The organism is Echinicola marina (assembly GCF_020463795.1).
Lineage (GTDB): Bacteria > Bacteroidota > Bacteroidia > Cytophagales > Cyclobacteriaceae > Echinicola > Echinicola marina.
Map to the genome: position 1 here is coordinate 2,490,532 of NZ_CP080025.1, position 25,704 is coordinate 2,516,235.

A 25,704-nucleotide genomic window follows, 5' to 3' on the forward strand; every position below is an offset into this window, starting at 1 on the left:
CTTAGGATAGCGATTCCAAGGTGTATTGTAAGGTTGGACTTTAAGAGGGTTATTCAAGCTTTTTTAACAGTTCGATTGCACTCATTGTTGATTTGAAAAAAAATACCAAAATGATGTTTACCATTGATGCCCATTTGGATTTAAGTATGAATGCTTTGGAGTGGAACAGGGATTTGACCCAAAGTGTGGAAGCAATCAATAGAAGGGAGTGTGGGCTTGATGATAAACCAGACCGAGGAAAAGCCACAGTTTCCCTGCCTGCATTAAGGGAAGGAAATGTTGGTTTGGTGGTCGCTACGCAAATTGCCAGATATGTGGGGCCAGATAATCCTCTTCCTGGTTGGCATTCACCTACCCAGGCCTGGGCGCAGACACAAGGTCAGTTAGCTTGGTACAAGGCTATGGAAGATGCTGGGGAGATGGTTCAAGTGAAAGATTTGTCAGGACTGGATTCACATGTTAAATTATGGTCCAATGATGCTCCAAATGCCAAAAAGCCTGTGGGGTATATTTTGTCTTTGGAAGGAGCGGACTCCATAGTTGATTTGAGTTATTTGGAAAGAGCATATGATAATGGGCTCCGAGCGCTTGGTCCGGCCCATTACGGACCGGGTAGATATGCCCAAGGAACAGATGCTAGTGGTTTTATGGGAAAGAAGGGGCAAGCATTGTTAAAAGAGATGGGCAGATTGGGGATTATCTTAGATGCTACTCATTTATGTGATGATAGTTTTTGGGAAGCAATGGACCACTATCATGGCCCTGTCTGGGCAAGTCATAATAATTGCAGGGCATTGGTGGATCATAATCGCCAGTTCAGTGATGATCAGATCAAAGCTTTAATAGAGAGGGGAGCGGTAATTGGCGGCGCTCTGGATGCCTGGATGATGGTGCCTGGATGGGTGAGGGGTGTATCTACTCCATTAGGCACTGATTGTAATTTATGGAAGATGCTGGATCATCTGGATCATATTTGTCAGCTGGCAGGAAATGCGGACCATATTGGTATTGGCACTGATCTCGATGGTGCTTTTGGGAGGGAGCAATGTCCTTATGATTTAGAAACCATTGCAGATTTGCAGAAGTTACCTGATATGCTTGCCAAACGAGGTTATACGGCGGTAGATATAGAAAAAGTGATGCATGGTAATTGGCTACGGTTTTTAAGAAATGCATGGTCATAATATGCTAAAGGGCTTATGGTTGCTGTAATAATTCGTTAACTTATTGAAATACAGTGTTTATTTCTTCCTGAGATCCCTCTTTTTACTGCTAATTTTTTTATGGGTTACTGTTTCTAGTTATAAAATTTACGTACCTTTGCAGTCCGTTCGGGTGAACGGTTCCTGATTTTCTTTTTTGGATTTGGGAATTTTACAACTAAAAACCTCAGCCTGAAGACTCTAGGGCTGTTGAAAATCAGAGTCGTTTACTAATATGTCTAATAACGAAGATTTTAACTGGGAAAAGTTCGAAACTAAAGGTTTTGGAGAAGGCTACACTTCTGCTGAGAGAGCGGAAATGGAAAAGCTTTATGACCAAACTTTGACTGAGATCAGTGAGAAGGAAGTAATCAAAGGTACTGTAGTAGGTATCAATGATAAGGATGTTATCATCAACATCGGTTTCAAATCTGATGGTTTGGTGCCAAGAACTGAATTCCGTGACCTTCCTGATCTCAAAATCGGTGACGAAGTAGAACTTTTCATTGAAGAGCAAGAAAATGCTTTGGGTCAGTTGGTACTTTCTAGAAAGAAAGCCAAAATGGTTCGTGCATGGCAAGACATCGAAGATGCGCTTGAGAACGACAATGTGATCGAAGGTCTTGTGAAGAGAAGAACCAAAGGTGGTTTGATCGTAGATATCTACGGTGTAGAAGCCTTCTTGCCAGGTTCTCAAATTGATGTGAAGCCTATCAGAGACTTTGATGTTTATGTAGGTAAGAAAATGGAAGTGAAAGTGGTTAAGATCAACCACGCTAACGATAACGTAGTTGTTTCTCACAAAGTATTGATCGAAAAAGATCTAGAGAAGCAAAAAGCAGAAATCCTAAACAACCTAGAGAAAGGTCAGGTATTGGAAGGTGTGATCAAGAACATGACCAACTTCGGTGTATTCATCGACTTGGGTGGTGTGGATGGTCTACTTCACATTACGGATATCTCTTGGGGAAGAATCAACCATCCAGAAGAAGTACTTAACCTTGATGACAAAGTTCAGATTGTGGTACTTGACTTTGATGATGATAAGAAACGTATCTCTTTGGGTATGAAGCAGCTTACTGCTCATCCTTGGGATTCTCTTTCTGCTGAATTGGAAGTTGGTTCTAAAGTAAAAGGTAAGATCGTTAACGTTGCTGACTATGGTGCATTCCTTGAGTTGGCTCCAGGCGTTGAAGGTTTGATCCACGTTTCTGAGATGTCTTGGTCTCAGCACTTGAGAAATCCTGCGGACTTTGTTAAGGTAGGAGACGAAATCGAAGCTGTTGTACTTACTTTGGACAAAGACGATAGAAAAATGTCTCTTGGTATCAAGCAATTGACTGAAGATCCTTGGACTAAGCAAGATATGGTGACTAAGTACGCAGTAGGTACTAAGCATAAAGGTGTGGTAAGAAACTTGACTAACTTCGGATTGTTCCTTGAACTTGAAGAAGGTATCGACGGTCTTGTACACGTTTCTGATCTTTCTTGGACTAAGAAAATCAAACACCCATCTGAATATGTTAAGGTAGGGGATGAATTAGAAGTAATCGTTCTTGAACTTGATGTTGACAACAGAAGATTGGCCCTAGGTCATAAGCAATTGGAAGAGAATCCATGGGATACTTTTGAAGGTATCTTCCCAGTAGGTTCTGTTCACAAGTGTACTGTTGTTTCTAAAAATGACAAAGGAGCGGTTCTAGAGCTTCCTTACGGATTGGAAGGATTCGCTACTATCAAAAACCTAGAGAAAGAAGATGGTTCTCAAGTAGAAGTTGGAGAGTCTCTTGACTTCAGAGTAACTGAATTCTCTAAAGATGATAAGCGTATCGTTCTTTCTCATACTGCTACTTTCAAAGAAGAAGCTATCCCTGCTGCTAAGCCAGCTAAGAAGGCTGCTCCTAAGAAGAAAGCTGCCGGTACTGAGCCTCAAGAGAAATCTACTCTTGGTGACCTAGACGCTCTTTCTGCTTTGAAAGAGAAAATGGAAGGTGGAGACAAAAAATAAGCATTAGCTTATTCCGCTATAAAAGTAAAAGCATCCCGAGAAATCGGGATGCTTTTTTTGTTTTTGGGACTGTTGAGAAAAGTCTTTTGATAATATGGTAATTCATGCTATGACTCAAAGTCATGGCATGAATTACTACTAATCTTCATTTGGGATCTTTAAATCTAGATTAAATTGCTTGTTCAGTTTTTTGATGAGGTATGCGGAAAGGAGTGGAGATTCCTTTTCAATGTTTTGATGCACAAAAAAGTAGAGCTTTTGTAATCCCATCTCTCTCCAGCTGATGATTCTTTCCATCCAATCATCCAATCGGCTGTAATCGCTCTCAGCATTGGCTCCTACATAGCGAATAAATGCTGTGTCGTTGGTCAATCTCATATGGAGCATGTCCCTTCTGCCTGCTGTATCGACAACAATATTCGCCCGATTGTTTTCAACCAATAGATTACAATATTTGTTCAGGACCTCTTCATTGGCGAACCATTCTGCATTTCTTAACTCCAAGGCCAGTGGGATTTCAGGAGGGAATTCATTAACGAACTTCTCCACCCTGTCAAAATCCTTTGGTTTGAAATTGTCATGCATTTGAAGAAAAGCCATGCCCAGCTTGTCTTCAAAATTGGCAATGGCATCCGTGAAAGCCATAACTGGTTCTTGAACATTGATCAGTCGTTTGAAATGGCTGACAGAATTAGGGATTTTCGGAAAAAACTTAAAGCCCTCAGGTGTTTTGTCTGCCCATGTCTTTACTTGATCGATGCTGGGAGAGCTATAGAAAGTGGCGTTGAGCTCAATGGAATTGAATTGGGTGGAGTAATAGGTCAGCTCGTCCTTGGTGCCTCTTGGGTAGAATCCTTTTAGGTCAGACCTGTTCCATTTGGCACATCCCACATATACTTCAAAAGGCTCGTCTGATTTGTGTTTATTGAGGATTTTTTTTGTTTCCGGATGGTCTTCCGGTAAGGTGAAATCTATTGATGATGGATCTTCAACGCTTCCGAATTTCATGTTTTGGTCTTTTAAGTTTTATGGACCTTTTAATTTAAGAAAAATATAGGAAGAATATACGTCCTGTTTAGCTAAAGGTCTACTTGATCTAAAGATGGACGAAGCCGAAAAGCTGGGGGAAGGTCTATTTTAGCTTTGATAGGTGTTATTTATTAACCACAGATGGATAAAGATGGACACGGATATTTGTTTATAATACATCCCCAGAAATATTGCTTGATCCCTAACTTTTAGGAATGATCCATTTTTAAGGGGAAATTGGTGAATAGTTTGGGGATAATGGCATTGCAAATGCCGTTTATTTATGGATCCAGATTGCAAATCTGGATCAACTTGGAGGTTGCAAATCTGGACTAAAAAAGGAGTTTATGAACAAAAAAGAGGGCTAAACCCGGCTTTACCCCAGCTTTGATACAGCTTTGCCCCAGCTTTGGTATTACTTTGGGACAAGGTTGGACCAAGCCGAAAAGCCGGGGAAAAACAGTCTGTTTTAGCTTTGATATGTGTTATTTATTAACCACAGATGGATAAAGATGAACAGGGATATTTATTTATAATGCATCCCCAGAAATATTCCTTCCCCAACTTCTAGGCCTGATCCCTAAAGATGAAGAGTGGGTGGGGGATTGGACTAAAAATAAAAAGCATCCCGAAAAATCGGGATGCTTTTAAGGAGGTCGAGAGCGGATTCGAACCGCTGTACAAGGTTTTGCAGACCTCTGCCTAGCCACTCGGCCACTCGACCTTGTCAGAATTGAGTTGCAAATGTAGGAGATATTTTTACATAAGCAAAATTACGTCACTTAAATTTTAGTGAATTTTCAAGCTTAATGAAAAGGTGTGGGATTTCAGAATTGAGGTTTTGAGTAAATTAGCCAAGGAAAATGGGGCATATATGAACTATTTACATGAATCGGGTTATTTATAAAAATTCTAAATAACCCGATTATGGGGTGTGGTTAGGTTAAATAGCTGTTTATCAGGTGGTAAAATGGTTTTTACGGAGATTGATAAAAAAGGTTAGGCTAAGTGTACGGGTTTGAAAAATAGAAGTTGGGTAGTACATTTGTGAGGAGTTTTTAAAAACCGTGAAATAAACTGATTAAAGAGTTATAAATATGTCAATCAAACGCTCATTATTAAGTGTTCCCTTCAGATTTTGCAACATGGCGTTGATTTTTTTCCTTTTGATAGGAATTAATGCTTTTGCTGCGGATCCTGAAGTTTCTGATAGTGAAGAGGCTGTTAAGGCCGGAGAGTCACTATTCAATGCCAACTGTAAGACCTGTCACAAACTTGATCAGAAGTTTACTGGCCCAGCTCTGCGTGGGGTGAGTGACCGAAGAGAGATTGCGTGGATCCAGGCATTTGTAAAGAACTCACAAAAAGTGATCCAAGAAGGTGACCCTGTTGCCAATGAGCTTTTCGCTGAGTTTAACAACACGGTTATGCCGGCTCATCCATTCTTAAGTGATGAAGATGTGATGAACTTGCTTTCCTATATTGAATTCGGTGGTAAGGAAGAAGCAGTAGCTCCTGGAGCTGCAGGTGAAGGTGCTCAGGCTGGCGCTGCTGCGGGCGGTGTCCCAAGTGAGTATCTTACTGTTATTTTAGCGGTTTTGGTTCTTGTGTTGTTGTTGATCCTGATTGTTTTGGGGTTAATTGTTTCTGTATTGAGCAAATACTTGAACAAGCAGCCATTGGATGATGATGATAAAGAGTTTATCAACCAAAAGACTGATTTCAAAAAAGTACTAAAGAGTGATGCGTTTGTCATCATCATTACGGCCTTGGTGGTGGCCTTGGTGGCAAAGACTGCTATAGACGGCCTCTTCTCGGTTGGGGTTCAGCAGGGATATGCGCCGACTCAGCCAATTGCATTTTCTCATGAATTGCATGCTGGTCAAAAGGAAATAGAATGTCAGTATTGCCATACTGGTGTTGAAATCGGTAGATCGGCCAATATACCTTCTCCAAATATCTGTATGAACTGTCATATGCACATTCAGAATGTGGGTGGAAAGGAGGGAGTTTCTCCAGAGATCCAAAAAATATATGATGCGGTAGATAATGATCAACCAATAGAGTGGGTAAGGGTACACAACTTACCTGATTTGGCATACTTTAATCACTCCCAGCACGTGAAGGTTGGTGAGATTGAATGTCAGACTTGTCATGGTCCTATTGAGGAGATGGAGGTAGTACGCCAGCACAGCGCCCTTACCATGGGTTGGTGTATTGACTGTCACAGACAGACAGAAATCAAAACTGCTGGTAATGAGTACTACGATAAGTTGGTACAATTGCATTCAGCATCTAAGGATGCCCTGAAGGTGAAAGACATCGGAGGGTTGGAATGTGCTAAGTGCCACTATTAATTAAAAAATCTTTTAAGAACATTCTTTTCTTTAATATAAAATGAAAGAAAATAAAAAGACATACTGGAAGGGATTAGAGCAGCTGACAAACGATCCGGAATTTGTAAAGAATGCAGATCGGGAATTTCCTGAGTACCTTCCAATAAGCGGACAAGAAGAGGGAGGATCATCAAGAAGGGATTTCCTAAAATTGATGGGATTCAGTATTGCTGCTGCTTCATTGGCAGCATGTGAGGCTCCTGTTAGAAAGGCTATTCCTTATGTGAACAAGCCAGTAGATGTAAATCCTTCTATTCCTAATTATTACGCTTCAACCTTTGTTTCTGGTGGTGACTATGCTTCTGTAGTAGTTAAGACCAGAGAAGGTAGACCTATCAAAATTGACGGTAATAAGCTTTCCCCAATTACTCAAGGTGGTGTAAATGCCATCGTGGAAGCTTCAGTATTGTCATTATACGACAAAGAAAGATTAGCAGGCCCATATAAAAATGGTGAAAAATCCGATTGGGCTACTATAGATAAAGAGGTTGCTGCTAAGCTTAAGGCTGCCGGCAATGTTAAAATCGTTACCAATACCATTTTATCTCCTTCAACAGATAAAGCTATTGCAGCCCTGTCTGAAGTTATAGGAGGCGCAGAAGTGATTACTTATGATGCAGCTTCTACTTATGGTATTACGAAGGCCAATGAAACTTATTTTGGTGTAAATGTGCTTCCAAGCTACAGTTTTGATAAGGCTGATGTTATCGTAAGTTTTGGTGCTGATTTCTTGGGTACTTGGATTTCCCCAATTGAATTTGCTAAGCAATATTCAAAAGGAAGAAAGATTTCTAAGGAAAGCCCTAATATGTCTCGTCATTACCAGTTTGAATCTAACCTTTCATTAACTGGTGCTAACGCTGACTACAGAACTCCAATCAAAGCTTCTCAAAGTGGATTGGCGGTATTGGCGCTTTATAACCTGATCGCTAAGAAAGCTGGAGCTGCTACTGTAAAGGGAGCTGCCGTTGAAGTGGCTCATTTGAGCAAAGCTGCCAATGAACTATGGGCCAATAAAGGCAAGTCATTGGTAGTATCTGGTTCTAATGATCCTAATGTTCAGATCGTGATCAATGCGATCAACGAACTTCTGGGAAATAATAATTCAACTATTGACTATAGCAATACCGCTTCTTTCAAAAAAGGAAATGATGCTGGAATGGCTAAGTTTGTAGCAGACCTTGCTGCTGGTAGAGTCGATGGGGTATTGTTCTACAACTGTAACCCAGTTTACGATTACCCACAAGGTGAAGAGTTAGGAAAGGCAATTGCTAAAGCAAAGGTATCTGTTAGTACCAATGCTACTATGGATGAAACTTCATCTATGGTTCAGTACATTGCTCCTGATCACCACTATTTGGAATCTTGGAATGACTTCCAACCAAAAGCCGGTGAATTCAGTTTATCTCAACCTGCTATTTCCCCACTTTTTGATACTAGACAAGCGCAAGAGTCTTTCTTGACTTGGGCAGGTGTTACTACTAATTATTACGATTTCCTTCAAGAAAATTGGGCTGCCCTATTTGCTGCTCAAGGTGAAACGGCTAGCTTCCAAGAGAATTGGGATAGAGCCCTTTATAATGGGGTTTATTCTATTGAAGTTCCGACTTCTGAAGGACCTCTAACAGGGCTTGGAGACATCAGTGCAGCAGCTGCTGCAATCGGAAAAGCTTATTCAGCTTCTAATTCTGGTGCAGAGCTAGTGGTTTACCAAAAAGTAGGTATCGGTGTAGGTACATTTGCCAATAACCCTTGGTTGCAAGAAATGTCCGATCCGGTTACTAAAGCTACCTGGGACAACTACTTGACAGTATCTCAGAAATGGGCAAATGAGCAAGGTTTGAAGATGTTTGAAGGAGCCACCCAAAAAGCTAAAATCACTGTAAACGGGAAGTCTCTTATTGTACCAGTATTGATCCAACCAGGACAGGCTGAAGGTACTATAGGTTTGGCACTAGGTTACGGTAGAACTAAAGCTGGTAGAGTAGCCAATGGAGTAGGGGTTAACGCTTACCCATTATTGGACAACTCTAAAGGCTTTGTTAATTATGATATTACTTCTGGAGTAAGTATTGAGCTTACTTCTGATAGTTATAAAATTGCACAAACTCAGACGCACCAAACTTATATGGATCGTGGAAACGTGATTCAGGAGTCAGTTTTGTCTGAATACAAAAAAGATCCATCTGCTGGTAGAGTTTCTCCAGAAATCTATAAAGATGGGGAATTTGTAAAACCATCTAAGGTATCTCTTTGGAGCGGTCACAAATATAGTCAGCACCACTGGGGATTAGCCATTGATATGAACTCTTGTATTGGTTGTGGTGCTTGTACCGTAGCTTGTCAAGTAGAGAATAACGTAGCGGTAGTAGGTAAGCAGGAAGTGCTTAACCGTAGAGAAATGGCTTGGATCAGAATTGACCGTTATTACAGCTCAGACGCTGAAGCGGGAGATTTGGAAGGTTTGGAAAAAGCTTCTGACAATCCAGAGGTAACTTTCCAACCGATGATGTGTCAGCACTGTAACAATGCTCCATGTGAGACGGTTTGTCCAGTAGCTGCTACCACGCACAGTTCTGAAGGTCTTAACCAAATGACCTATAACAGATGTATCGGTACTCGTTACTGTGCGAACAACTGTCCTTATAAAGTAAGAAGATTCAACTGGTTCAAATACCACGATAATAAAGACTTCTCTCAAGTCAATGTCGCTCAAAACGATGATTTGGGTAAAATGGTACTTAACCCAGATGTGACCGTAAGGGCTAGAGGGGTTATGGAGAAGTGTAGCTTGTGTGTTCAGCGAATCCAATCCGGTAAATTGGCTGCCAAACGTGAGAAGAGGAAGATCAAGGATGGAGAAGTAACTACTGCTTGTGCCGTAGCCTGTCCTACTGACGCCTTGGTATTCGGTGATATGAATGATCCTAACAGCCAGGTTTCACAATTGTTGAAGATCAAAGAAAATACTACTTCAGCAGTGAAAGAGGTGAATGAGGAGAGAGCATACCATGTATTAGAGGAAATCAACGTAAGCCCTAATGTATGGTACTTCACCAAGATTAGAAATAAGGACAAAAAAGAAGCGTAAATAATAATTTTATAAGATATGCAGGTTACTTCATCCGTACGCGAGCCGTTAGTTACGGGCGGTAAAACATACAAAGACGTTACCCATGACGTTGCCAGACAGGTGGAAGGCAAGCCAACCGTGGGTTGGATGCTTGGTTTGGCTGTGGCTATAGGCACCTTATTATTGGGTAGTATAGCTGTGGGAGCTACTGTTTGGGAAGGTATTGGTATGTGGGGATTGAACAAGACAGTAGGTTGGGCATGGGATATCACCAACTTCGTTTGGTGGGTAGGTATCGGTCACGCCGGTACTTTGATTTCAGCAGTACTCCTTCTTTTCAGACAAAAGTGGAGAACTTCTATTAACAGAGCAGCTGAGGCGATGACGATTTTTGCCGTTATCTGTGCGGCGATGTTTCCGGTACTTCACATGGGGAGACCATGGTTAGGAGCTTATTGGGCATTGCCTCTTCCAAACGTTTTCGGATCTCTTTGGGTTAACTTTAACTCACCATTGCTTTGGGACGTGTTTGCGATCTCTACTTATTTCTCTGTGTCATTGGTGTTCTGGTATATCGGTTTGATCCCAGATTTTGCCACCATCAGAGATAGAGCAACGGGCTTAAGAAAAACTATTTATGGTGCGCTTAGTTTCGGTTGGACTGGAGCTGCTAAGACTTGGATGCACTATGAAGCAGTCTCCTTGATTCTTGCAGGTTTGGCCACGCCACTTGTACTTTCTGTACACACCATCGTATCCTTTGACTTTGCAACTTCCGTAATACCAGGATGGCACACCACGATCTTCCCTCCATACTTTGTGGCGGGAGCGATCTTCTCTGGTTTTGCCATGGTATTGACCTTGATGATCATCACTAGGAAATTATTTAAGCTGGAGGATTATATTACTATGGTTCATATCGAATTGATGAACATTGTAATTATCATCACTGGTTCAATAGTAGGTATAGCTTATATTACTGAGTTCTTTATCGCGTGGTACTCTGGTGTAGAAGCTGAACAATATGCCTTTATCAACAGGGCTTTTGGACCATACTGGTGGGCATACTGGTCAATGATGACTTGTAATGTGATTTCTCCGCAGCTTTTCTGGTTCAAGAAAATCAGAACTTCAATCGTCTTTACTTTCCTACTTTCTTTGGTAGTAAATATCGGGATGTGGTTCGAACGTTTCGTAATTATAGTAACCTCACTTCATAGGGACTTTTTGCCATCTTCTTGGGCAATGTTCTACCCAACTTGGGCAGATGTTGGAGTTTACCTATTCACCTTTGGTTTGTTCTTTACCTTATTCTTATTGTTTGCTAAATTCTTCCCAGTAATCAACATGGCTGAGGTGAAATCAGTATTAAAGTCTTCATCTGAAAAAGTAAATAAATAATGGAAAGAGATACGAATTTTATCCTCGGTATTTATGAAGATGAGGATGTTTTGAAAGATGCGGTAACCAAGGTACGTGAGAGTGGTGTAAAGATCCATGAGGTATTTACTCCATATCCAGTGCACGGTCTTGAGGATGTATTAGGATATAATAGAAGTAAGTTGCCAATTGCGGCCTTTTTATTCGGATTGTTAGGGACTTGTTTGGCCTTGACCATGCAGTTGCTAATGATGTCAGTAGACTGGCCTATGATCATTGGTGGTAAGGATTTCGCTCCGCTTCCTGATTTCATTCCGGTAACCTTCGAACTTACTGTATTATTAGCTTCTTTCGGTATGGTAGGAGTATTTATGATAAGCAGTGATCTGAAGCCTTGGGCTCAACCTCGAATTTTTGATTTGAGAAGTACTGATGACAAGCATGTAATGGCGATTGATATTGCCAACAATGCTAATATTGAAGAAGCGAAGATCAAAGAATTGCTTCAATCTTCAGGAGCTTCAGAGGTGAATAATAAAAGTTTTGAATAGGTAACATTGAAGATATGAAAATTATTAAGTCCATATATTTAGTTGCGCTTTCTGCTGCTTCTTTGGGAGTAGTATCTTGCGGGGCTTCAGGCGATGATCAGGGGCTGGAATATGCTCCTCAAATGTACCACTCTGTAGCTTATGAGCCACTTACCCAAATTCAAAATGAAGAAGCTGGTAGTTGGTTGTCAAACAGAGAAGATGGAAAAGGTGAATTTTTCAATAGTAATGTTCACAATCCACACAATATGAATATGAGAGAGCCTGTGGCTAACACAGTAGCTCGTAATCAATATGATATGCTTCCTTACAGATTAAAAGTAGCTGATCTGGAAGGAGCTGATGCAGTAGAAAATCCAATTGAACTGACTGATCAGGTTTTGGCGGACGGTAAGCGTTTGTTTACACAATACTGCTCTCCATGTCATGGAGCCAGTGGTCAAGGAGATGGTAAAGTAGGTGAAGTAATCGGTGGTGTGGCTAACTTGACCGGTGGTGCTTATATCAACCTTACAGAAGGACACATTTTCCATGTGATTACGCACGGAAAAGGTAGAATGGGAGCCCATGGTTCTCAGATTACTCCTGAGAGAAGATGGAAGATTGTTCACTATGTTAAACAAGAAATTCAGAAACAATAATAATGGCGCACGTTACAAATTTTAACCTGGATCAAAAATTTGACTTCACGGCTGCCCTGAAGAAAACCATCATGATGGTTGGAGGTATTGGGGCGATCTTGTTGGTCATTGGTATCTTCACTTCTATGGGAGGTGATTCACATGGAGGACATGAAGCTGCAGGTCATCAGACCGAACATGTAGCTGCAGCAGATAGTCATGGTGATGCACACGCTGCTGAAGCAGGACATGAGGCTGGTGGACATGATGAATTCCATTGGTCTAAGCGTTTTTTCGCTAACCTATGGATCAATAATGTATACTTTGCTGGTATTGCTATTATAGGTGTTTTCTTCTTTGCAATACAATATGCTGCGCAGGCCGGATGGGCTACAGCGATCTTAAGGGTAATGATCTCTTTTGGTAACTGGCTCCCGTTTGCAGCTATTTTGATGATCGTTACTTATTTCGTTGCTGGTCATGACTTGTTCCACTGGACTCACCATGATCTTTTTGTTAAAGATAGCGGGCATTACGATGCTATTATAGATGGAAAAGGCGGATTCTTCTATTGGCCATTGGCCAAAGGTAGTTTCCCTATTTTCTGGGTAGCTAGATTGGTCATTTTCTTCGGACTTTGGATCTTCTTCTTCAATAAATTGAAAAATCTTTCTTTACAGGAAGATATCAATGGGGGGGATAGTTATTGGTACAATATCAGAAAGTGGTCTGCTATTTTCTTGGTTACTTTTGCTGTATCGTCTTCTATTAGTGCTTGGGACTGGGTGATGTCAATTGATACACACTGGTTCTCTACCTTATTTGGATGGTATGTGTTTGCATCTTGGTTTGTAGCTGGTCTTTCTTCTATTTGTTTGGTAACCATCATGTTGAAAGAAAGAGGATACTTGGAGATGTTCAATGAAAACCACTTGCACGATTTAGGTAAATTCATTTTTGGATTCTCCATTTTCTGGACTTACCTATGGTTCTCTCAGTTCTTGTTGATCTATTATGCCAATATTCCTGAAGAATCCGTTTACTTCTTAGAAAGATTGAATAGTGATAAGTATGGATCATTCATGTTTGTGAATATTATCCTAAACTTTGTATTGCCATTCTTGGTTTTGATGACCAGAGATGCTAAAAGACATACTATCTTCTTGAAAGTAGTTTGTACTTTGATTATCGTAGGTCACTGGGTTGATTTCTTCTTGATGGTTCAGCCAGGTACATTGGGTCACAATGGTGGACTAGGATTTATGGAAGTTGGTATGTTCTTATTATATGGTTCAGTAGTGATTACTGTAGTGTTGACAGGTCTTGCTAAGAAAAACCTTATCGCTAAGAATCATCCAATGTTGGAGGAAACTTATCATCATCACATTTAATACGTATCCGAAAAAGATAAAATTATGTACGGATTTCTTATTGCACTAGGTGTTTTATTGTTGGTATCCATCATTTGGATGGTATACAGGATACAAACTTTGGTTTCTGTAGTAAAGGGTTCTGAAAAGAAAGTTGCTACTGGAAGTAACAAAGTTAATGCTGCGCTCTTCATCGTTTTCCTTTTAGCAGCTGGAGCATTGATGTTCTGGTATTCTATCAAGGAATTCGATAATTATAACCTACCTATTGCTTCTGAGCATGGTGTGGTAACTGATCAATTGTTCTGGGTGACTATGGCTATTACGGGAGTGGTTTTCATTATTACCCATATACTTTTGTTTTGGTTTAGTTATAGATACCAATACAAGGAAGATAGTAGAGCTACATTCTTCCCTGATAACAATAAATTGGAAGTAATCTGGACTGCAGTTCCGGCTCTTGTATTGACAGTATTGATTGTTTACGGTTGGAAGTCTTGGACTGATATTACTGCTCCAGCCCCTGAAAATGCTCATGTTGTAGAGGTAATGGGATATCAGTTTGCTTGGGAATTTAGATATCCAGGTAAGGACAATCAATTAGGCAATTATGATTATAGGTTGATCAATCCATCTAACTCTAGAGGTATTGACTTTACTGATAAAAATGCCTTGGATGATTTTCCAGCTCAAACGGTAGTGATTCCAAAAGGAGAGCCAGTCTTATTTAAGATTCGTTCTAGAGATGTACTTCACTCAGTTTTTGCCCCTCATATGAGATTGAAAATGGACGCAGTACCAGGCATGCCTACTAGATTCTGGTTTGTACCTACCAAGACAACTGCTGAAATGAGAGCTGAATTGGGGGACGATGAATTTGTGTACGAAATTGCTTGTACAGAGGTTTGTGGTGGCGGTCACTTCTCCATGAGAAGAGAAATTGAAGTAGTAGAGCCAGCAGAATACCAAAAGTGGATGGCCGAGCAAAAGACCTTTATTGAGATGGATCCTACTTTGATCGCTGATGCTCCAGCTGAGATCAAAGAATTGGCTCAGATTCAAAGCGCTGAATAAGATATAACTTGATATAATAAAATAATTATGGCAGTAGCTAACATATCAACGCATGGTACTACGGAGCATGATCATCACGATGATCATGCACATAGTGATAATTTTATCACTAAGTATATCTTTAGTACCGACCATAAAATGATCGGTAAACAATTTTTGGTTACCGGTATTGTATGGGCATTAATTGGTGGTTTCCTTTCTATCCTTTTTAGGTTACAGTTAGGTTTCCCTGACATGGACATGACTTTCTTGAAGCCTATCCTAGGTGGATGGATTGATGAGTCTGGGGCTTTAGATACCAATTTTTACTTGGCTTTGGTGACAATGCATGGTACCATTATGGTGTTCTTTGTATTGACAGCAGGTTTGAGTGGTACTTTCTCGAACTATTTGATCCCATTGCAGATTGGTGCAAGGGATATGGCCTCAGGCTTTATGAATATGCTTTCTTACTGGTTCTTCTTTGTAGCTGGTGTGATCATGTTTATCTCCTTGTTCATCTCTACTGGTCCTGCTGGTGGTGGTTGGGTTATCTATCCTCCATTGTCCGCCTTGGAGCAAGCCATTCCAGGTTCTGGATTGGGTATGACACTTTGGTTGATATCTATGGTGTTTTTTATCGCTTCTCAGTTGTTGGGCGGTATTAACTATATCACTACTGTAATAAACCTAAGAACTAAAGGGATGTCTTTCTCAAGACTTCCATTGACCATCTGGTCATTCTTCTTGACTGCCGTAATTGGTTTGTTGTCATTCCCTGTACTTTTCTCAGCAGCCTTATTATTAGTTTTCGATAGAAGTTTCGGTACATCTTTCTATCTGTCCGATATCTATATTGGTGGTGAGGCTCTTCCAAATACCGGAGGTAGCGCAGTATTGTTCCAGCACCTGTTTTGGTTCTTGGGACACCCTGAAGTATATATTGTGATCATGCCGGCATTTGGTATTACTTCTGAAGTGATCGCCACCAACTCCAGAAAGCCGATCTTTGGATACAAGGCCATGATTCTGTCTTTGTTGGGTATTACTGTATTATCCTTTGTGGTGTGGGCGCACCATATGTTTGTGTCAGGTATGAATCCGTTTTTGGGCTCAATCTTTATGTTCTTGACTTTGATCATTGCGGTTCCATCAGCTGTAAAAGTATTTAACTACCTGACCACACTTTGGAGAGGAAATATTATTTTCACGCCTGCGATGTTGTTTGCCATCGGTATGGTGTCTTTCTTTATCTCAGGTGGTATTACAGGGATTTTCTTAGGTAACTCAGCCATTGATATTCAATTGCATGATACCTACTTCGTGGTGGCCCATTTCCACTTGGTAATGGGGTCTGCGGCATTCTTTGGGATGATGGCCGGTATTTATCACTGGTTCCCTAAAATGTTCGGTAAAGTGATCGATGAGAAGTTGGGGTATATCCACTTCTGGTTGACTTTCGTAGGGGTTTATATGGTGTTCTTCCCAATGCACTACATCGGTATTGCAGGATTCCCAAGAAGATATTACAGCTGGACCAACTTCAACTTTGCAGATATGTACACTGATCTTAACATGTTCGTGTCGGCCGCTGCTATCGTTACCTTTGGTTCTCAATTTATTTTCTTGTTCAACTTCTTTTATAGCATGTACAAAGGAAGAAGAGCTCCTCAGAACCCTTGGAGATCCAATACATTGGAATGGACTACACCAGTAGAACCTGGTCATGGTAACTGGCCTGGAGAAATTCCTACAGTTTACAGGTGGCCTTATGATTACTCTAAGCCTGGTGCAAAGGATGATTTCATCCCTCAAACTGTACCATTGTCCTCTACTCCAGAATCTAATCTTCCTCACGAAGCTGAGCAGGTTAAATTGGAAAGAGAAATTATGGCTGAAGAGGGTGCTGATGTCCTTGTAGCTAATGAATCAAAAGAATCTTAAAAATATTAACAGCTTTCGCAGGGTCAGTTTGATCACTGTGATAGCTGTTTATTTCTTGATTTTGGTAGGAGGGATAGTGAGAAGTTCCGGTTCCGGAATGGGCTGTCCTGATTGGCCAAAATGTTTTGGAAGCTGGGTGCCTCCAACGGATGTAAGCCAGCTTCCGGACAATTATCAAGATATCTATCTCAACAAAAGGTTAGAGAAGAACGAAAGGTTTGTCAAAATGCTGCATGGTTTTGGTTTTCATAAAAAGGCCGAAGAAATAAAGCATGATAAGGCAATACTTATAGAAGGTGAATTTAATGCCACTAAAACTTGGATTGAATACCTGAACCGGCTGACAGGAGCAATCATTGGACTCTTGGTTGTAGCTACCTTTATCTATTCTTGGAGACTTAGAAAAGAGGACAAAACCCTTGCTGTGCTCTCCTTTTTGAATTTGGTATTGGTTATCTTTCAAGGTTGGATTGGTTCCATAGTTGTATCTACCAATCTTTTGCATTGGATGATAACGGTTCATATGTTGTTGGCGCTGTTGATTGTTTGTTTGTTACTTTATATTCATTTTAGAGCGAATAAAATTAATCATACTGTGAGGCAGCAACTGGATAAACCAGGAAACTTATTTGGGCTTTTATTAGTCGCATTTATTTTAATGGTTGTTCAAGTAATTTGGGGTACGCAAGTTAGAGAGCAAGTGGATATGATCGCGGCCAGATTAGGAGATCTTTTCCGTGGTAATTGGATCGGACTTCTTGGTATCGATTTTATTATACATAGGTCTTTCTCTCTGATTTTATTGGGAATACACCTTTTGTTTATTTACAAGGTGTATAAAGTCTCCTTTAGGAGATCAAATATATTTAAGTGGTCGCAAATCTTAGTGATATTGATCTTATTTGAGATTGTCACTGGTGTGGGGATGGCCTATTTTGGTATTCCTGCATTCCTTCAGCCGATTCATCTTTTGGTTGGATCGATGATTATTGGAGTGCAATTTGTGATCCTATTACAGTTAAGTGATCAGAAAAGAATAGTGTTAAATACAACCAATTCATGAGGACAGTTAATTTATCAGAAGCGTCCTTAATTGACAGCATATTAATCCGTTCGAAAGCATATTACGAATTGATTAAATTCAGGCTTTCAGCATTAGTTACTTTCTCTGCTGTTTTCGGGTTTATTTTAGGAGACAGTGGGGTGATGTTTTCTTGGGGCAAGTTCTTTGCGCTAATGGTCGGAGGATTTCTGATCAGTGGTGCTTCTGGAGCTGCGAACGAGATATTGGAAAGAGATTATGATAAGTTGATGAAGAGGACGCAAAATCGTCCTCTACCGTTAAATATTATCTCTTTAAATGAAGCGTATTGGTTTACGGTAATAGTGGCTTTGATTGGGATAAGTATCTTATGGTTCTTTACTAATCCTATCACTACTGGTTTGGGTATATTGAGCATGATTCTTTATGTTTTCGTGTACACACCCTTAAAAAGAGTAGGACCTATTGCTGTGTTTGTTGGAGCTATTCCAGGAGCTATGCCGCCATTATTGGGTTGGACTGCTGCAACAGGGGCCATTACTTATGAGGCATTGATTATATTTGGAATTCAATTTATTTGGCAATTTCCCCATTTTTGGGCCATTGCTTGGGTAAGTGATGAAGATTATAAGAAAGCTGGTTTTAAATTACTTCCTTCAGGCGGAAGGAAAGATTTGAATACAGCGATACAAATTATGATTTATACGCTGTTCTTATTGCCTCTAGGATTATTGCCAAGCTACTTTGGCTTGACAGGGTTGAATTCAGGAATTGTAGCCACTATTTGTGGGGTGTTATTTTTGGCGCAGACATTCTCATTAATGAGAGACTGTTCAAGGAAATCAGCCCTGAAGATCATGTTTGGTTCGTTCCTATATTTACCTATAGTGCAGATAGCTTATTTATTAGATAAAATACCATAATGGAAGAGAAATTAGCATATACTGAAGGGGCAGAGCAACCCATTGCTATGCATCCAAAGAAGTTTGCCCTGTGGTTATTTATCGTTAGTGTAGTGATGATATTTGCTGCTTTGACTAGCGCATTTATTGTAAGACAGGGAGAGGGGAATTGGTTGGATTATAGTCTACCTGAGGTATTGTGGTTTACATCTGCAGTGATTTTACTTAGTAGTGGTAGTATGCATTGGGCATATGTTTCTGCTAAGAATGATCAGATGGGGAATTTAAAAATAGCTTTGACGATTACTGCCATACTGGGTTTGACATTTTTGGTTGGACAATGGTTTAGTTGGGAAGCATTGGTAGAAAGGGATGTTTATTTTGTGGGTAATCCGGCAGGTTCATTTATGTATGTGTTGACAGGATTGCACGCTGCCCACTTGATTAGTGGTGTGATATTTCTAATTATTGTATTAATTTCGTCCTATAGATATAAAATACATTCTCAGAGGATGAATACCATGGAAATGTGCGCCACTTATTGGCACTTTCTTGGAGGTCTCTGGATTTATTTGTTTGTCTTTTTATTATTGAATCATTGAAATATAAAGTTAAAATTTAGAATATATGTCATCGACTGCAATTGAAATCAACTCCAAGAGAGGAACATGGGGTGGTGGAAATGAGCCTTTGAAGGCCAGCTATGGAAAGCTTATGATGTGGTTTTTCCTACTTTCCGACATCTTTACTTTTGCCGCTTTTCTGATTACCTATGGTGCTATTAGGGTAAGTTATCCGGCGTTTTCTGGTCATGTAAACGAATTCACCAGTTCCAATGAGTACTGGCCTATTCCTGAAATGATTTTTGATGCTGTGCCTTTTGTCCATGGTATTCATGCTCCATTGGTTTTCGTAGGCATAATGACTTTTATTCTGATCATGTCTTCAGTAACTATGGTATTGGCAGTAGAAGCTGGTCATAGAAATGATAAAGACGATGTTGTTAAATGGTTGCTATGGACTATCGTAGGTGGAGCTACTTTCTTGAGCTGTCAGGCTTGGGAATGGAGTCACTTCATCCACGGTACTGATGTAGGTACTTTGATGACTTATGTGAACTCATTTGGTCAAACGGTAACCGAAACAGTGTTCGGTGCAAATCTTCATGTGAATGAATACGGACCGGCTCCGTTTGCACAACTTTTCTTCTTTATCACTGGGTTCCACGGATTCCACGTTACTATAGGTGTAGTATTGCTTTTCTTGGCATTCTACCAAGCTGCAGTGGGGGTATACGAAAGAAGAGGTCATTATGAAATGGTCGAAAAAATAGGCCTTTACTGGCACTTTGTAGATTTAGTTTGGGTATTTGTATTTACCTTCTACTACCTTGTCTAACCTCTAAAATATTTATTAGTTATGTCATCACTTGAAAATAAAACAACCTTAGAGGTTCTTCCTCGAAATAAGGAAAAGATTAGAAAGATTTGGAAGACAGCATTGATCTTATTGGTTATTACGGCTGTTGAATTTCTTTTGGCCTTTACTATGGAAAGAGGAATGTTGTTATTCGCAATATTCGTAGGGCTGACCATCGTAAAAGCTTCATATATCATGATGGAATTTATGCACTTAAAAGATGAATCAAAAGTTTTGTTTTGGTCCATCATGCTTCCATTGATCTTCTTGGTGTGGTTGCTCATAGCACTTTCCAAGGAAGGAGCAGAAATCTTTTTGATGAGATGGTAATCCAAAAATAATTTGATAAAAAAAGTAGGTTGGAGGGAATGCTTCCAACCTACTTTTTTGTTTGTAGTGGAGATATGAAAGTTGTTAGATTATTGCAAGGAATGGTGCTTGTCTGTATTTTGATGGTACCTGTTCTGATTATACTGTTTCTCCGTAATTTCGGTGAAAATGAATATGAGATCCCCATACTGTATGAAAATGGCATTCAGGACCCATTTGGGGACTGTCAGCTGGACACAGTTGGGCAGCATTATATTCCTGAGTTTGAATTTGTAGACCAAGATTCCAGTAGGATAGGAAAGTCCCAAATGATGGGAAAAGTGACCATCGTTGATTTTTTCTTTACCAGCTGTCCTAGTATTTGTCCTGTGATGTCCCTTGAAATGGAAAGGGTTCAGGATGCCTTTAGGGATGAGGAACAAGTACAGCTTTATTCCATTAGCATAGACCCAAGCTATGATACTCCCGAAGTCCTTAAAAAATACAGTGAACTACATGGTGCCAAGAAAGGAAAATGGTTCTTTTTGAATGGACCAAAAGATGAAGTTTATGATTTGGCAAGGTGCGGTTTTGTATTGCCTACCATAGATGGGCAAGGCGTCCCTGAGAATTTCACCCATAGTGACAAACTGGCCTTGATAGATGGCGAAGGAAGAATAAGAGGTTACTATAGCGGTACGAATAGAGAGGATGTGGATTTATTGATTTTAGAGACAAAAATATTATTACATGGAAAGCAGTAATATGGCAAATCCTGCAGAAAAAGGAATGTTTAAATTGATTACCATTGTTTCGGTTTTGATTCCGGTAGTCGTGGCTATCTTATTGTTTATGCCGGCCAAGCTTGATCTGGCCAGTGAATGGGTGTATTTTCTTCCTCATCTCAATGCTGTAATCAATTTCTCAGCCAGTTTGGCATTGATAGCTGGTTTGATTTTCATTAAAAACAAAATGATTCCATATCATAGAGCAAGTATGAGCATTGCTTTTGGTCTTGGGGCGATCTTTTTGGTGTCCTATGTGATTTATCATGCTTCTGCCGAAAGTACTAGCTTTGGAGGGGAAGGGATTATTAAAACTGTATATTTTATTGTATTGATAAGTCATATTATCTTGGCAGCAGTGGCGCTTTTTCCGATTCTTTTGGCTTATTATTATGGTACCAAGGGGATGGTAGAGAAGCACAAAAAGATCGTAAGGTATGCTTACCCAATTTGGCTTTATGTAACGATTAGTGGTGTGCTGGTGTATTGGATGATCAGTCCTTATTACACCCATTAAACTAATAGCTGAGATTAGACGTTTGAATATTATGTTGCGCTTACTAAAAAGAGTATATTTTAGTTTTCTTTTGGTGATTTTACCTCAAGTTTATGGTTTGGCACAATGTGCCATGTGTAGGGCCTCTGTAGAAAATAATGTGTCCAATGGAGATACCACAGTGGGGGCGAGTTTGAATATGGGAATTCTTTATTTGTTTGTGGCCCCTTATTTGCTAGCAGGGATTATTGGGTTTTTATGGTATAGGAATTCCAGAAAACGGAGAAAACAAGCTGTATAAGGAAATTTGAAGTACATAAATAAAAAAGCAAAGTTTGAAAATCAACTTTGCTTTTTTATTTTTAGTCTATTGTGAAATAAATTATGCTAAAGAAAAGAAGGCTTATATTAATTTTTGCGATCATTTCAATGGCGATTGTCTTGGCCATTAATTTTTTTTCAAGCCCTTTACATCCAGAAGAAAAGGCCATCCAAAAAATTGAGGACAAAATTCAAATCATTGCTCAGCAGTTTGATGATGATTTTATTCAGCTTTTGATGAACAATAGGCCTGAAAAGCAGATTTCTTTTAGCTCACTTAATTTTCCCTCCCAACATCCATTTTATATGTACAGTGAGGATGGGAAGCTCTTGTACTGGTCCAGTATTACCATGATACCTGATTTTGAGCTTTTCAAGACCGGGGCAAACTACAGGCCTTATCAGTTGATAGATAATCAAAAGGGAACCTATTTCAGTAGGGTGAGGCGTGTGATCAGGAATAATAAGGTTTACTGGATGGCCCAAGTCTATTCCCTAAATGATAAGGTCGAGATAGATAATGAGTATTTGCGTTCTGGTTTTAATCAAGAAATTTTCGGGAATGATAGATTTATCTTGGCCTCCGAGCCCATGTCTGGATATGAAAATATTAAAGCTGAAGATGGTACTTTTTATTTCTCCATTTCTTTAAGAAGTGGTTATAAGGCTGTTGGGAGTAAATCCAATACCACTTTGATCCTCTTTTTCTTTTCATTAACAGGCTTGGTATTTATTCTTGGTGGAGATTTTGTGATGAGACTCTGGAGGAGAGGTAATAAAAAGGTGGCGCTTTTTTACACCATTTCCATCTTGGGAAGTGTAAGGGCAATTATGCTGGTGTTTAATTTTCCGCAAGATTATTTTGATCTGGCCCTTTTTGATCCCTATTATTATGCCTCTTCTTCCTTAAATCCAAGTTTGGGGGATTTGTTATTGAATGTGATCGCTGTAATTATTGTATTGGCTATGCTGATAAGTCTATTGGGAAGAAGACAGGTGATCCTGGGCTTTGCCAAAGTACGACAAAAGAAGGCACCTTGGGTCTATTATCTGCTCGCATACCTGCTCTCTACAGTATTCCTGGTTCTATTCTTTTTACTTTTTACCAATATTTCGAATAATTCACAGTGGAATTTGAGTATTCTTGATATTCCCACATTTGACTATTTGAAGGGGATAAGCATTCTTATTCTGTTTTTTGGTGGGGCGGCCTATTTACTATTTACTTTAATGTCCATTCATTTGGTGTTTTATAAAAGTAGGTGGCAAAAAGCTTATGCGCTTAGGATACTTTTGTTTTTTTCTATTCCCTTTTTGATCCTAGCAGGTTATTTTGATTTTATTTATCTGGTCGTTTATATCGCTCACTTAATTCTTCTGATCGCTATTATCACATTCGAATTATATGATAATGTATTCAAACTACAACTAAATACTTTTTTGACATTTTTCTTTGGCTGCTTGATGGGGGCAGTGATCACCGGTGCCGCTTCGTATCAGGATTTTAGAAAGCGCGAGATCTCTTCAAAAATTAAATTGGCTAATCAGGTTTTGTTGAAGAATGATGTGATGGCGGAATTCCTGCTAAGTGATGTCATAGAAAGGATAGAAGAAGACCTTTTTATCAAGAACAAAATGATGGATCCTCTTGGCTCTAAGTCCCCCATAGTTCAAAAGATTGAAAAGATTTATTTGCCGAATTATTTTGATCAGTATAATCTCAATGTGATGATTTTTAATCCTAAGGGAGAGGATATACTGAACCGTGGTAATGAAAAGAAATTGGACGATTATCGCTATCAGTTTATGAATAGCGATTTTGCAACAGGTGTCAGGGAATTATTTTTTGTGAAGGGAAATGAAGGTATTGAAGGAAATCGCTTTTATGCCTTCATGGGGATGTATAAAGATGATTTGTTTTTGGGGACTATAGTAATGGAGCTTGTTCAGGAAAGGGTACAGTCTACCAGCGTATTCCCCAAGTTGCTATTGGATAAGAAGTACGCGGAAGATATTTATGATCGAAATTTTGACTATGCTGTATTCTCTGACGAAATCCTACAGTACAGTGTAGGTGTTTTCAATTTTAGGGATCCAGAGGTAGCTGGCTTACTGGAAAACGAAAACCTCTATACCACCGGGGTATTTAAAAACCAATACCATCACTATGCTGTAAAGATACAGTCTAGGACCATCCTGATTTCAAGTCCTATCTATCCCTATAATTATGTGCTGGCGGATGTGTCATTTTTCTTTGTGGGTTATATAGGGCTTACCCTCTTTTTTATAGCCTTATATGTGCTGATTTCCGGTTTGGGAAGAATGCAGTTTAACTATGCTACTAAGATCCAGTTTTACCTCAATTTTGCCTTTTTTGTGCCCATGTTGATTATTAGTGGGGTTTCAATTGGTTTGCTGAGCGACTCTTATATGGAGGATCTTCATAGGCAGTATTTTGATAAGGCCGGGATTATCAGAGATTATCTGGCTAAATATTTGGAGCAGGAGGTTCAGGGCACTATGGATAGGGATGATTTTCTTACAGAAGTACATAATTTATCCAGTACTACTGCATCTGATATCAATATTTACTTGCCAAATGGAAAGTTAATGGTGACCAGCCAGCCAAATATTTTCGAGAAAAAGGTGCTAACAGAATACCTTAATCCAATAGCTTATGCAGAGGTGATTGAGGCGCAGAATAATCGCGTGATTTTAGATGAAAAGGTGGGAGGTCTGGATTATAAAACTGTTTATTTGGCCTTAAGGGATATTAAGCGTCAAGAAGTTCTTGGCATCATTTCGATTCCATTTTTTGAGTCAGAAGATGATCTGAATGTGCTGATTGTGGATGTGTTCAGTACCATTATCAATATTTTTGTCGTCATCTTTATTATCTTTTTGGTCGTTTCCTTCTTTGCTTCCAAAAAGTTGACAGATCCCTTTAAGCTACTTACCCAGAAGCTTAAAACCACCAATTTGGAAGATAATGAGCCTATGTACTGGCCGATAAAAGATGAAATCGGTCTTTTGGTGAATGAATATAATAATATGCTCTTTAAGCTCGAGGCCAGTAAAAAGGTGTTGGCATCCAATGAAAAAGAATCTGCATGGAGAGAAATGGCCAAGCAGGTTGCACATGAGATCAAGAACCCTTTGACCCCGATGAAGTTGACATTGCAGCATCTGCTGAGGTTGCAGGCAGAGGGTAGGATAGATGATCCCCAGAAGCTTCGTAAGCCAGTGAATAACCTGATCAATCAAGTAGATACTTTAAGTGATATCGCCTCTTCTTTTTCTACTTTTGCCAAGATGCCATTGCCAAAAAATGAAAGGATGGATTTCCAATTGGTGGTATTCAATGCGGTGGAACTTTTTAAAAATCATGAAAAAGCCAAGGTGGTTCTGAGAAACAAGGCCAAAAGGAAACTTCCGATAATGGGAGATGATAAGCTTTTTGGAAGGGTGATTTCTAATTTGATCATTAATGGTATTCAGTCGGTTAGTGAAAATGAACTGGCTTATATTGAGGTGATTCTGTCTGTAAATGAGCGTTGGGTCAATTTGGAGGTAAAGGATAATGGCCGCGGAATCCCAGAAGATTTAACGGATAAAATATTTATTCCTAACTTCAGTACGAAAAGCGAAGGCTCAGGATTGGGCTTGGCCATCGCCAAAAGGGGGGTAGAAACAGCAGGAGGTAAAATCTGGTTTGAATCCGAATTAGGGAAGGGAACCTCTTTCTACTTAACTTTTCCAATGGTGGATGGTCCCAAAAACTGATGCTTCAGGATTATTTAAGGA

Annotated in this window: 20 protein-coding genes and 1 tRNA gene; 19 read left to right on the forward strand and 2 right to left on the reverse strand. The window is 39.7% G+C overall.

Translation table 11 applies throughout. The annotated features are described in order from the left end of the window. Window positions 1-113: 113 nt before the first annotated feature. Entirely contained in the window at window positions 114-1,184 is a 1,071-nt protein-coding gene (locus tag KZP23_RS10435; protein ID WP_226336512.1) for a dipeptidase, read from the forward strand. A 253-nt stretch (window positions 1,185-1,437) separates the two neighbouring features. Continuing rightward, entirely contained in the window at window positions 1,438-3,210 is a 1,773-nt protein-coding gene (gene rpsA / locus KZP23_RS10440; protein ID WP_226336179.1) for a 30S ribosomal protein S1, read from the forward strand. 138 nt (window positions 3,211-3,348) lie between these two features. On the opposite strand, the gene KZP23_RS10445 is transcribed toward rpsA, so the two are convergent. Both KZP23_RS10445 and KZP23_RS10450 read right to left on the reverse strand, forming a co-directional pair. Continuing rightward, entirely contained in the window at window positions 3,349-4,218 is an 870-nt protein-coding gene (locus tag KZP23_RS10445) for a DUF72 domain-containing protein (RefSeq protein ID WP_226336180.1), read from the reverse strand. Between the two features lie 674 nt (window positions 4,219-4,892). Continuing rightward, a tRNA-Cys gene (locus tag KZP23_RS10450) sits at window positions 4,893-4,963 on the reverse strand. Between the two features lie 373 nt (window positions 4,964-5,336). Here KZP23_RS10450 and KZP23_RS10455 point away from each other — a divergent pair. From KZP23_RS10455 to KZP23_RS10535, 17 genes are all read left to right on the forward strand, one after another. Next, the gene (locus KZP23_RS10455; protein WP_226336181.1) at window positions 5,337-6,596 is read left to right on the forward strand and encodes a c-type cytochrome; all 1,260 of its coding nucleotides are present in this window, start codon (window positions 5,337-5,339) and stop codon (window positions 6,594-6,596) included. Between the two features lie 40 nt (window positions 6,597-6,636). Further along, on the forward strand, window positions 6,637-9,726 hold the full coding sequence (locus KZP23_RS10460; RefSeq protein WP_226336182.1) for a TAT-variant-translocated molybdopterin oxidoreductase: 3,090 nt from the start codon (window positions 6,637-6,639) through the stop codon (window positions 9,724-9,726). An 18-nt stretch (window positions 9,727-9,744) separates the two neighbouring features. After that, window positions 9,745-11,109, forward strand: coding sequence for an NrfD/PsrC family molybdoenzyme membrane anchor subunit (gene nrfD / locus KZP23_RS10465; protein ID WP_226336183.1), 1,365 nt, complete (start codon window positions 9,745-9,747; stop codon window positions 11,107-11,109). Then, window positions 11,109-11,639: a DUF3341 domain-containing protein gene (locus KZP23_RS10470; protein WP_226336184.1), complete on the forward strand. Its 531-nt coding sequence runs from the start codon at window positions 11,109-11,111 to the stop codon at window positions 11,637-11,639. The genes nrfD and KZP23_RS10470 overlap by 1 nt, the downstream gene beginning before the upstream one ends. A gap of 14 nt (window positions 11,640-11,653) precedes the next feature. After that, entirely contained in the window at window positions 11,654-12,280 is a 627-nt protein-coding gene (locus KZP23_RS10475; RefSeq protein WP_226336185.1) for a c-type cytochrome, read from the forward strand. 2 nt (window positions 12,281-12,282) lie between these two features. After that, the gene (locus tag KZP23_RS10480) at window positions 12,283-13,650 is read left to right on the forward strand and encodes a quinol:cytochrome C oxidoreductase (RefSeq protein ID WP_226336186.1); all 1,368 of its coding nucleotides are present in this window, start codon (window positions 12,283-12,285) and stop codon (window positions 13,648-13,650) included. 24 nt (window positions 13,651-13,674) lie between these two features. Continuing rightward, window positions 13,675-14,703, forward strand: coding sequence for a cytochrome c oxidase subunit II (locus tag KZP23_RS10485; protein ID WP_226336187.1), 1,029 nt, complete (start codon window positions 13,675-13,677; stop codon window positions 14,701-14,703). A gap of 27 nt (window positions 14,704-14,730) precedes the next feature. Beyond that, window positions 14,731-16,626: a cytochrome c oxidase subunit I gene (locus KZP23_RS10490; RefSeq protein ID WP_226336188.1), complete on the forward strand. Its 1,896-nt coding sequence runs from the start codon at window positions 14,731-14,733 to the stop codon at window positions 16,624-16,626. Further along, window positions 16,607-17,689: a COX15/CtaA family protein gene (locus tag KZP23_RS10495; protein WP_226336189.1), complete on the forward strand. Its 1,083-nt coding sequence runs from the start codon at window positions 16,607-16,609 to the stop codon at window positions 17,687-17,689. The genes KZP23_RS10490 and KZP23_RS10495 overlap by 20 nt, the downstream gene beginning before the upstream one ends. Then, complete coding sequence (cyoE, locus tag KZP23_RS10500; RefSeq protein WP_226336190.1) at window positions 17,686-18,591, forward strand: heme o synthase; 906 nt, start codon at window positions 17,686-17,688, stop codon at window positions 18,589-18,591. Before KZP23_RS10495 ends, cyoE begins: the two co-directional genes overlap by 4 nt. After that, window positions 18,591-19,172 carry a cytochrome c oxidase subunit 3 gene (locus KZP23_RS10505; RefSeq protein WP_226336191.1) on the forward strand — a complete coding sequence of 194 codons (582 nt, stop codon included), beginning with the start codon at window positions 18,591-18,593 and terminating at the stop codon, window positions 19,170-19,172. Before cyoE ends, KZP23_RS10505 begins: the two co-directional genes overlap by 1 nt. Window positions 19,173-19,197: 25 nt before the next feature. Beyond that, window positions 19,198-19,968: a cytochrome c oxidase subunit 3 gene (locus KZP23_RS10510; RefSeq protein ID WP_226336192.1), complete on the forward strand. Its 771-nt coding sequence runs from the start codon at window positions 19,198-19,200 to the stop codon at window positions 19,966-19,968. Window positions 19,969-19,989: 21 nt separating this feature from the next. After that, entirely contained in the window at window positions 19,990-20,319 is a 330-nt protein-coding gene (locus KZP23_RS10515) for a cytochrome C oxidase subunit IV family protein (protein WP_226336193.1), read from the forward strand. Window positions 20,320-20,393: 74 nt separating this feature from the next. Beyond that, entirely contained in the window at window positions 20,394-21,062 is a 669-nt protein-coding gene (locus tag KZP23_RS10520) for an SCO family protein (RefSeq protein WP_226336194.1), read from the forward strand. Further along, entirely contained in the window at window positions 21,049-21,600 is a 552-nt protein-coding gene (locus KZP23_RS10525) for a DUF420 domain-containing protein (RefSeq protein WP_226336195.1), read from the forward strand. Before KZP23_RS10520 ends, KZP23_RS10525 begins: the two co-directional genes overlap by 14 nt. 31 nt (window positions 21,601-21,631) lie before the next feature. Further along, on the forward strand, window positions 21,632-21,880 hold the full coding sequence (locus tag KZP23_RS10530) for a hypothetical protein (protein WP_226336196.1): 249 nt from the start codon (window positions 21,632-21,634) through the stop codon (window positions 21,878-21,880). An 83-nt stretch (window positions 21,881-21,963) separates the two neighbouring features. Continuing rightward, window positions 21,964-25,683: an ATP-binding protein gene (locus KZP23_RS10535; RefSeq protein WP_226336197.1), complete on the forward strand. Its 3,720-nt coding sequence runs from the start codon at window positions 21,964-21,966 to the stop codon at window positions 25,681-25,683. Window positions 25,684-25,704 lie beyond the last annotated feature (21 nt).

What these genes read in the sequence shown, in the direction of transcription:
- KZP23_RS10525 (WP_226336195.1), top strand. Translation starts at nt 21,049, where the DNA reads ATGGAAAGCAGTAATATGGCAAATCCTGCAGAAAAAGGAATGTTTAAA.
- rpsA (WP_226336179.1), top strand. Translation starts at nt 1,438, where the DNA reads ATGTCTAATAACGAAGATTTTAACTGGGAAAAGTTCGAAACTAAAGGT.
- KZP23_RS10445 (WP_226336180.1), bottom strand. Translation starts at nt 4,218, where the DNA reads ATGAAATTCGGAAGCGTTGAAGATCCATCATCAATAGATTTCACCTTA.
- cyoE (WP_226336190.1), top strand. Translation starts at nt 17,686, where the DNA reads ATGAGGACAGTTAATTTATCAGAAGCGTCCTTAATTGACAGCATATTA.
- KZP23_RS10530 (WP_226336196.1), top strand. Translation starts at nt 21,632, where the DNA reads ATGTTGCGCTTACTAAAAAGAGTATATTTTAGTTTTCTTTTGGTGATT.
- KZP23_RS10435 (WP_226336512.1), top strand. Translation starts at nt 114, where the DNA reads ATGTTTACCATTGATGCCCATTTGGATTTAAGTATGAATGCTTTGGAG.
- KZP23_RS10470 (WP_226336184.1), top strand. Translation starts at nt 11,109, where the DNA reads ATGGAAAGAGATACGAATTTTATCCTCGGTATTTATGAAGATGAGGAT.
- KZP23_RS10455 (WP_226336181.1), top strand. Translation starts at nt 5,337, where the DNA reads ATGTCAATCAAACGCTCATTATTAAGTGTTCCCTTCAGATTTTGCAAC.
- KZP23_RS10495 (WP_226336189.1), top strand. Translation starts at nt 16,607, where the DNA reads ATGAATCAAAAGAATCTTAAAAATATTAACAGCTTTCGCAGGGTCAGT.
- KZP23_RS10460 (WP_226336182.1), top strand. Translation starts at nt 6,637, where the DNA reads ATGAAAGAAAATAAAAAGACATACTGGAAGGGATTAGAGCAGCTGACA.
- KZP23_RS10505 (WP_226336191.1), top strand. Translation starts at nt 18,591, where the DNA reads ATGGAAGAGAAATTAGCATATACTGAAGGGGCAGAGCAACCCATTGCT.
- KZP23_RS10535 (WP_226336197.1), top strand. Translation starts at nt 21,964, where the DNA reads ATGCTAAAGAAAAGAAGGCTTATATTAATTTTTGCGATCATTTCAATG.
- KZP23_RS10475 (WP_226336185.1), top strand. Translation starts at nt 11,654, where the DNA reads ATGAAAATTATTAAGTCCATATATTTAGTTGCGCTTTCTGCTGCTTCT.
- KZP23_RS10520 (WP_226336194.1), top strand. Translation starts at nt 20,394, where the DNA reads ATGAAAGTTGTTAGATTATTGCAAGGAATGGTGCTTGTCTGTATTTTG.
- KZP23_RS10480 (WP_226336186.1), top strand. Translation starts at nt 12,283, where the DNA reads ATGGCGCACGTTACAAATTTTAACCTGGATCAAAAATTTGACTTCACG.
- KZP23_RS10515 (WP_226336193.1), top strand. Translation starts at nt 19,990, where the DNA reads ATGTCATCACTTGAAAATAAAACAACCTTAGAGGTTCTTCCTCGAAAT.
- KZP23_RS10490 (WP_226336188.1), top strand. Translation starts at nt 14,731, where the DNA reads ATGGCAGTAGCTAACATATCAACGCATGGTACTACGGAGCATGATCAT.
- nrfD (WP_226336183.1), top strand. Translation starts at nt 9,745, where the DNA reads ATGCAGGTTACTTCATCCGTACGCGAGCCGTTAGTTACGGGCGGTAAA.
- KZP23_RS10510 (WP_226336192.1), top strand. Translation starts at nt 19,198, where the DNA reads ATGTCATCGACTGCAATTGAAATCAACTCCAAGAGAGGAACATGGGGT.
- KZP23_RS10485 (WP_226336187.1), top strand. Translation starts at nt 13,675, where the DNA reads ATGTACGGATTTCTTATTGCACTAGGTGTTTTATTGTTGGTATCCATC.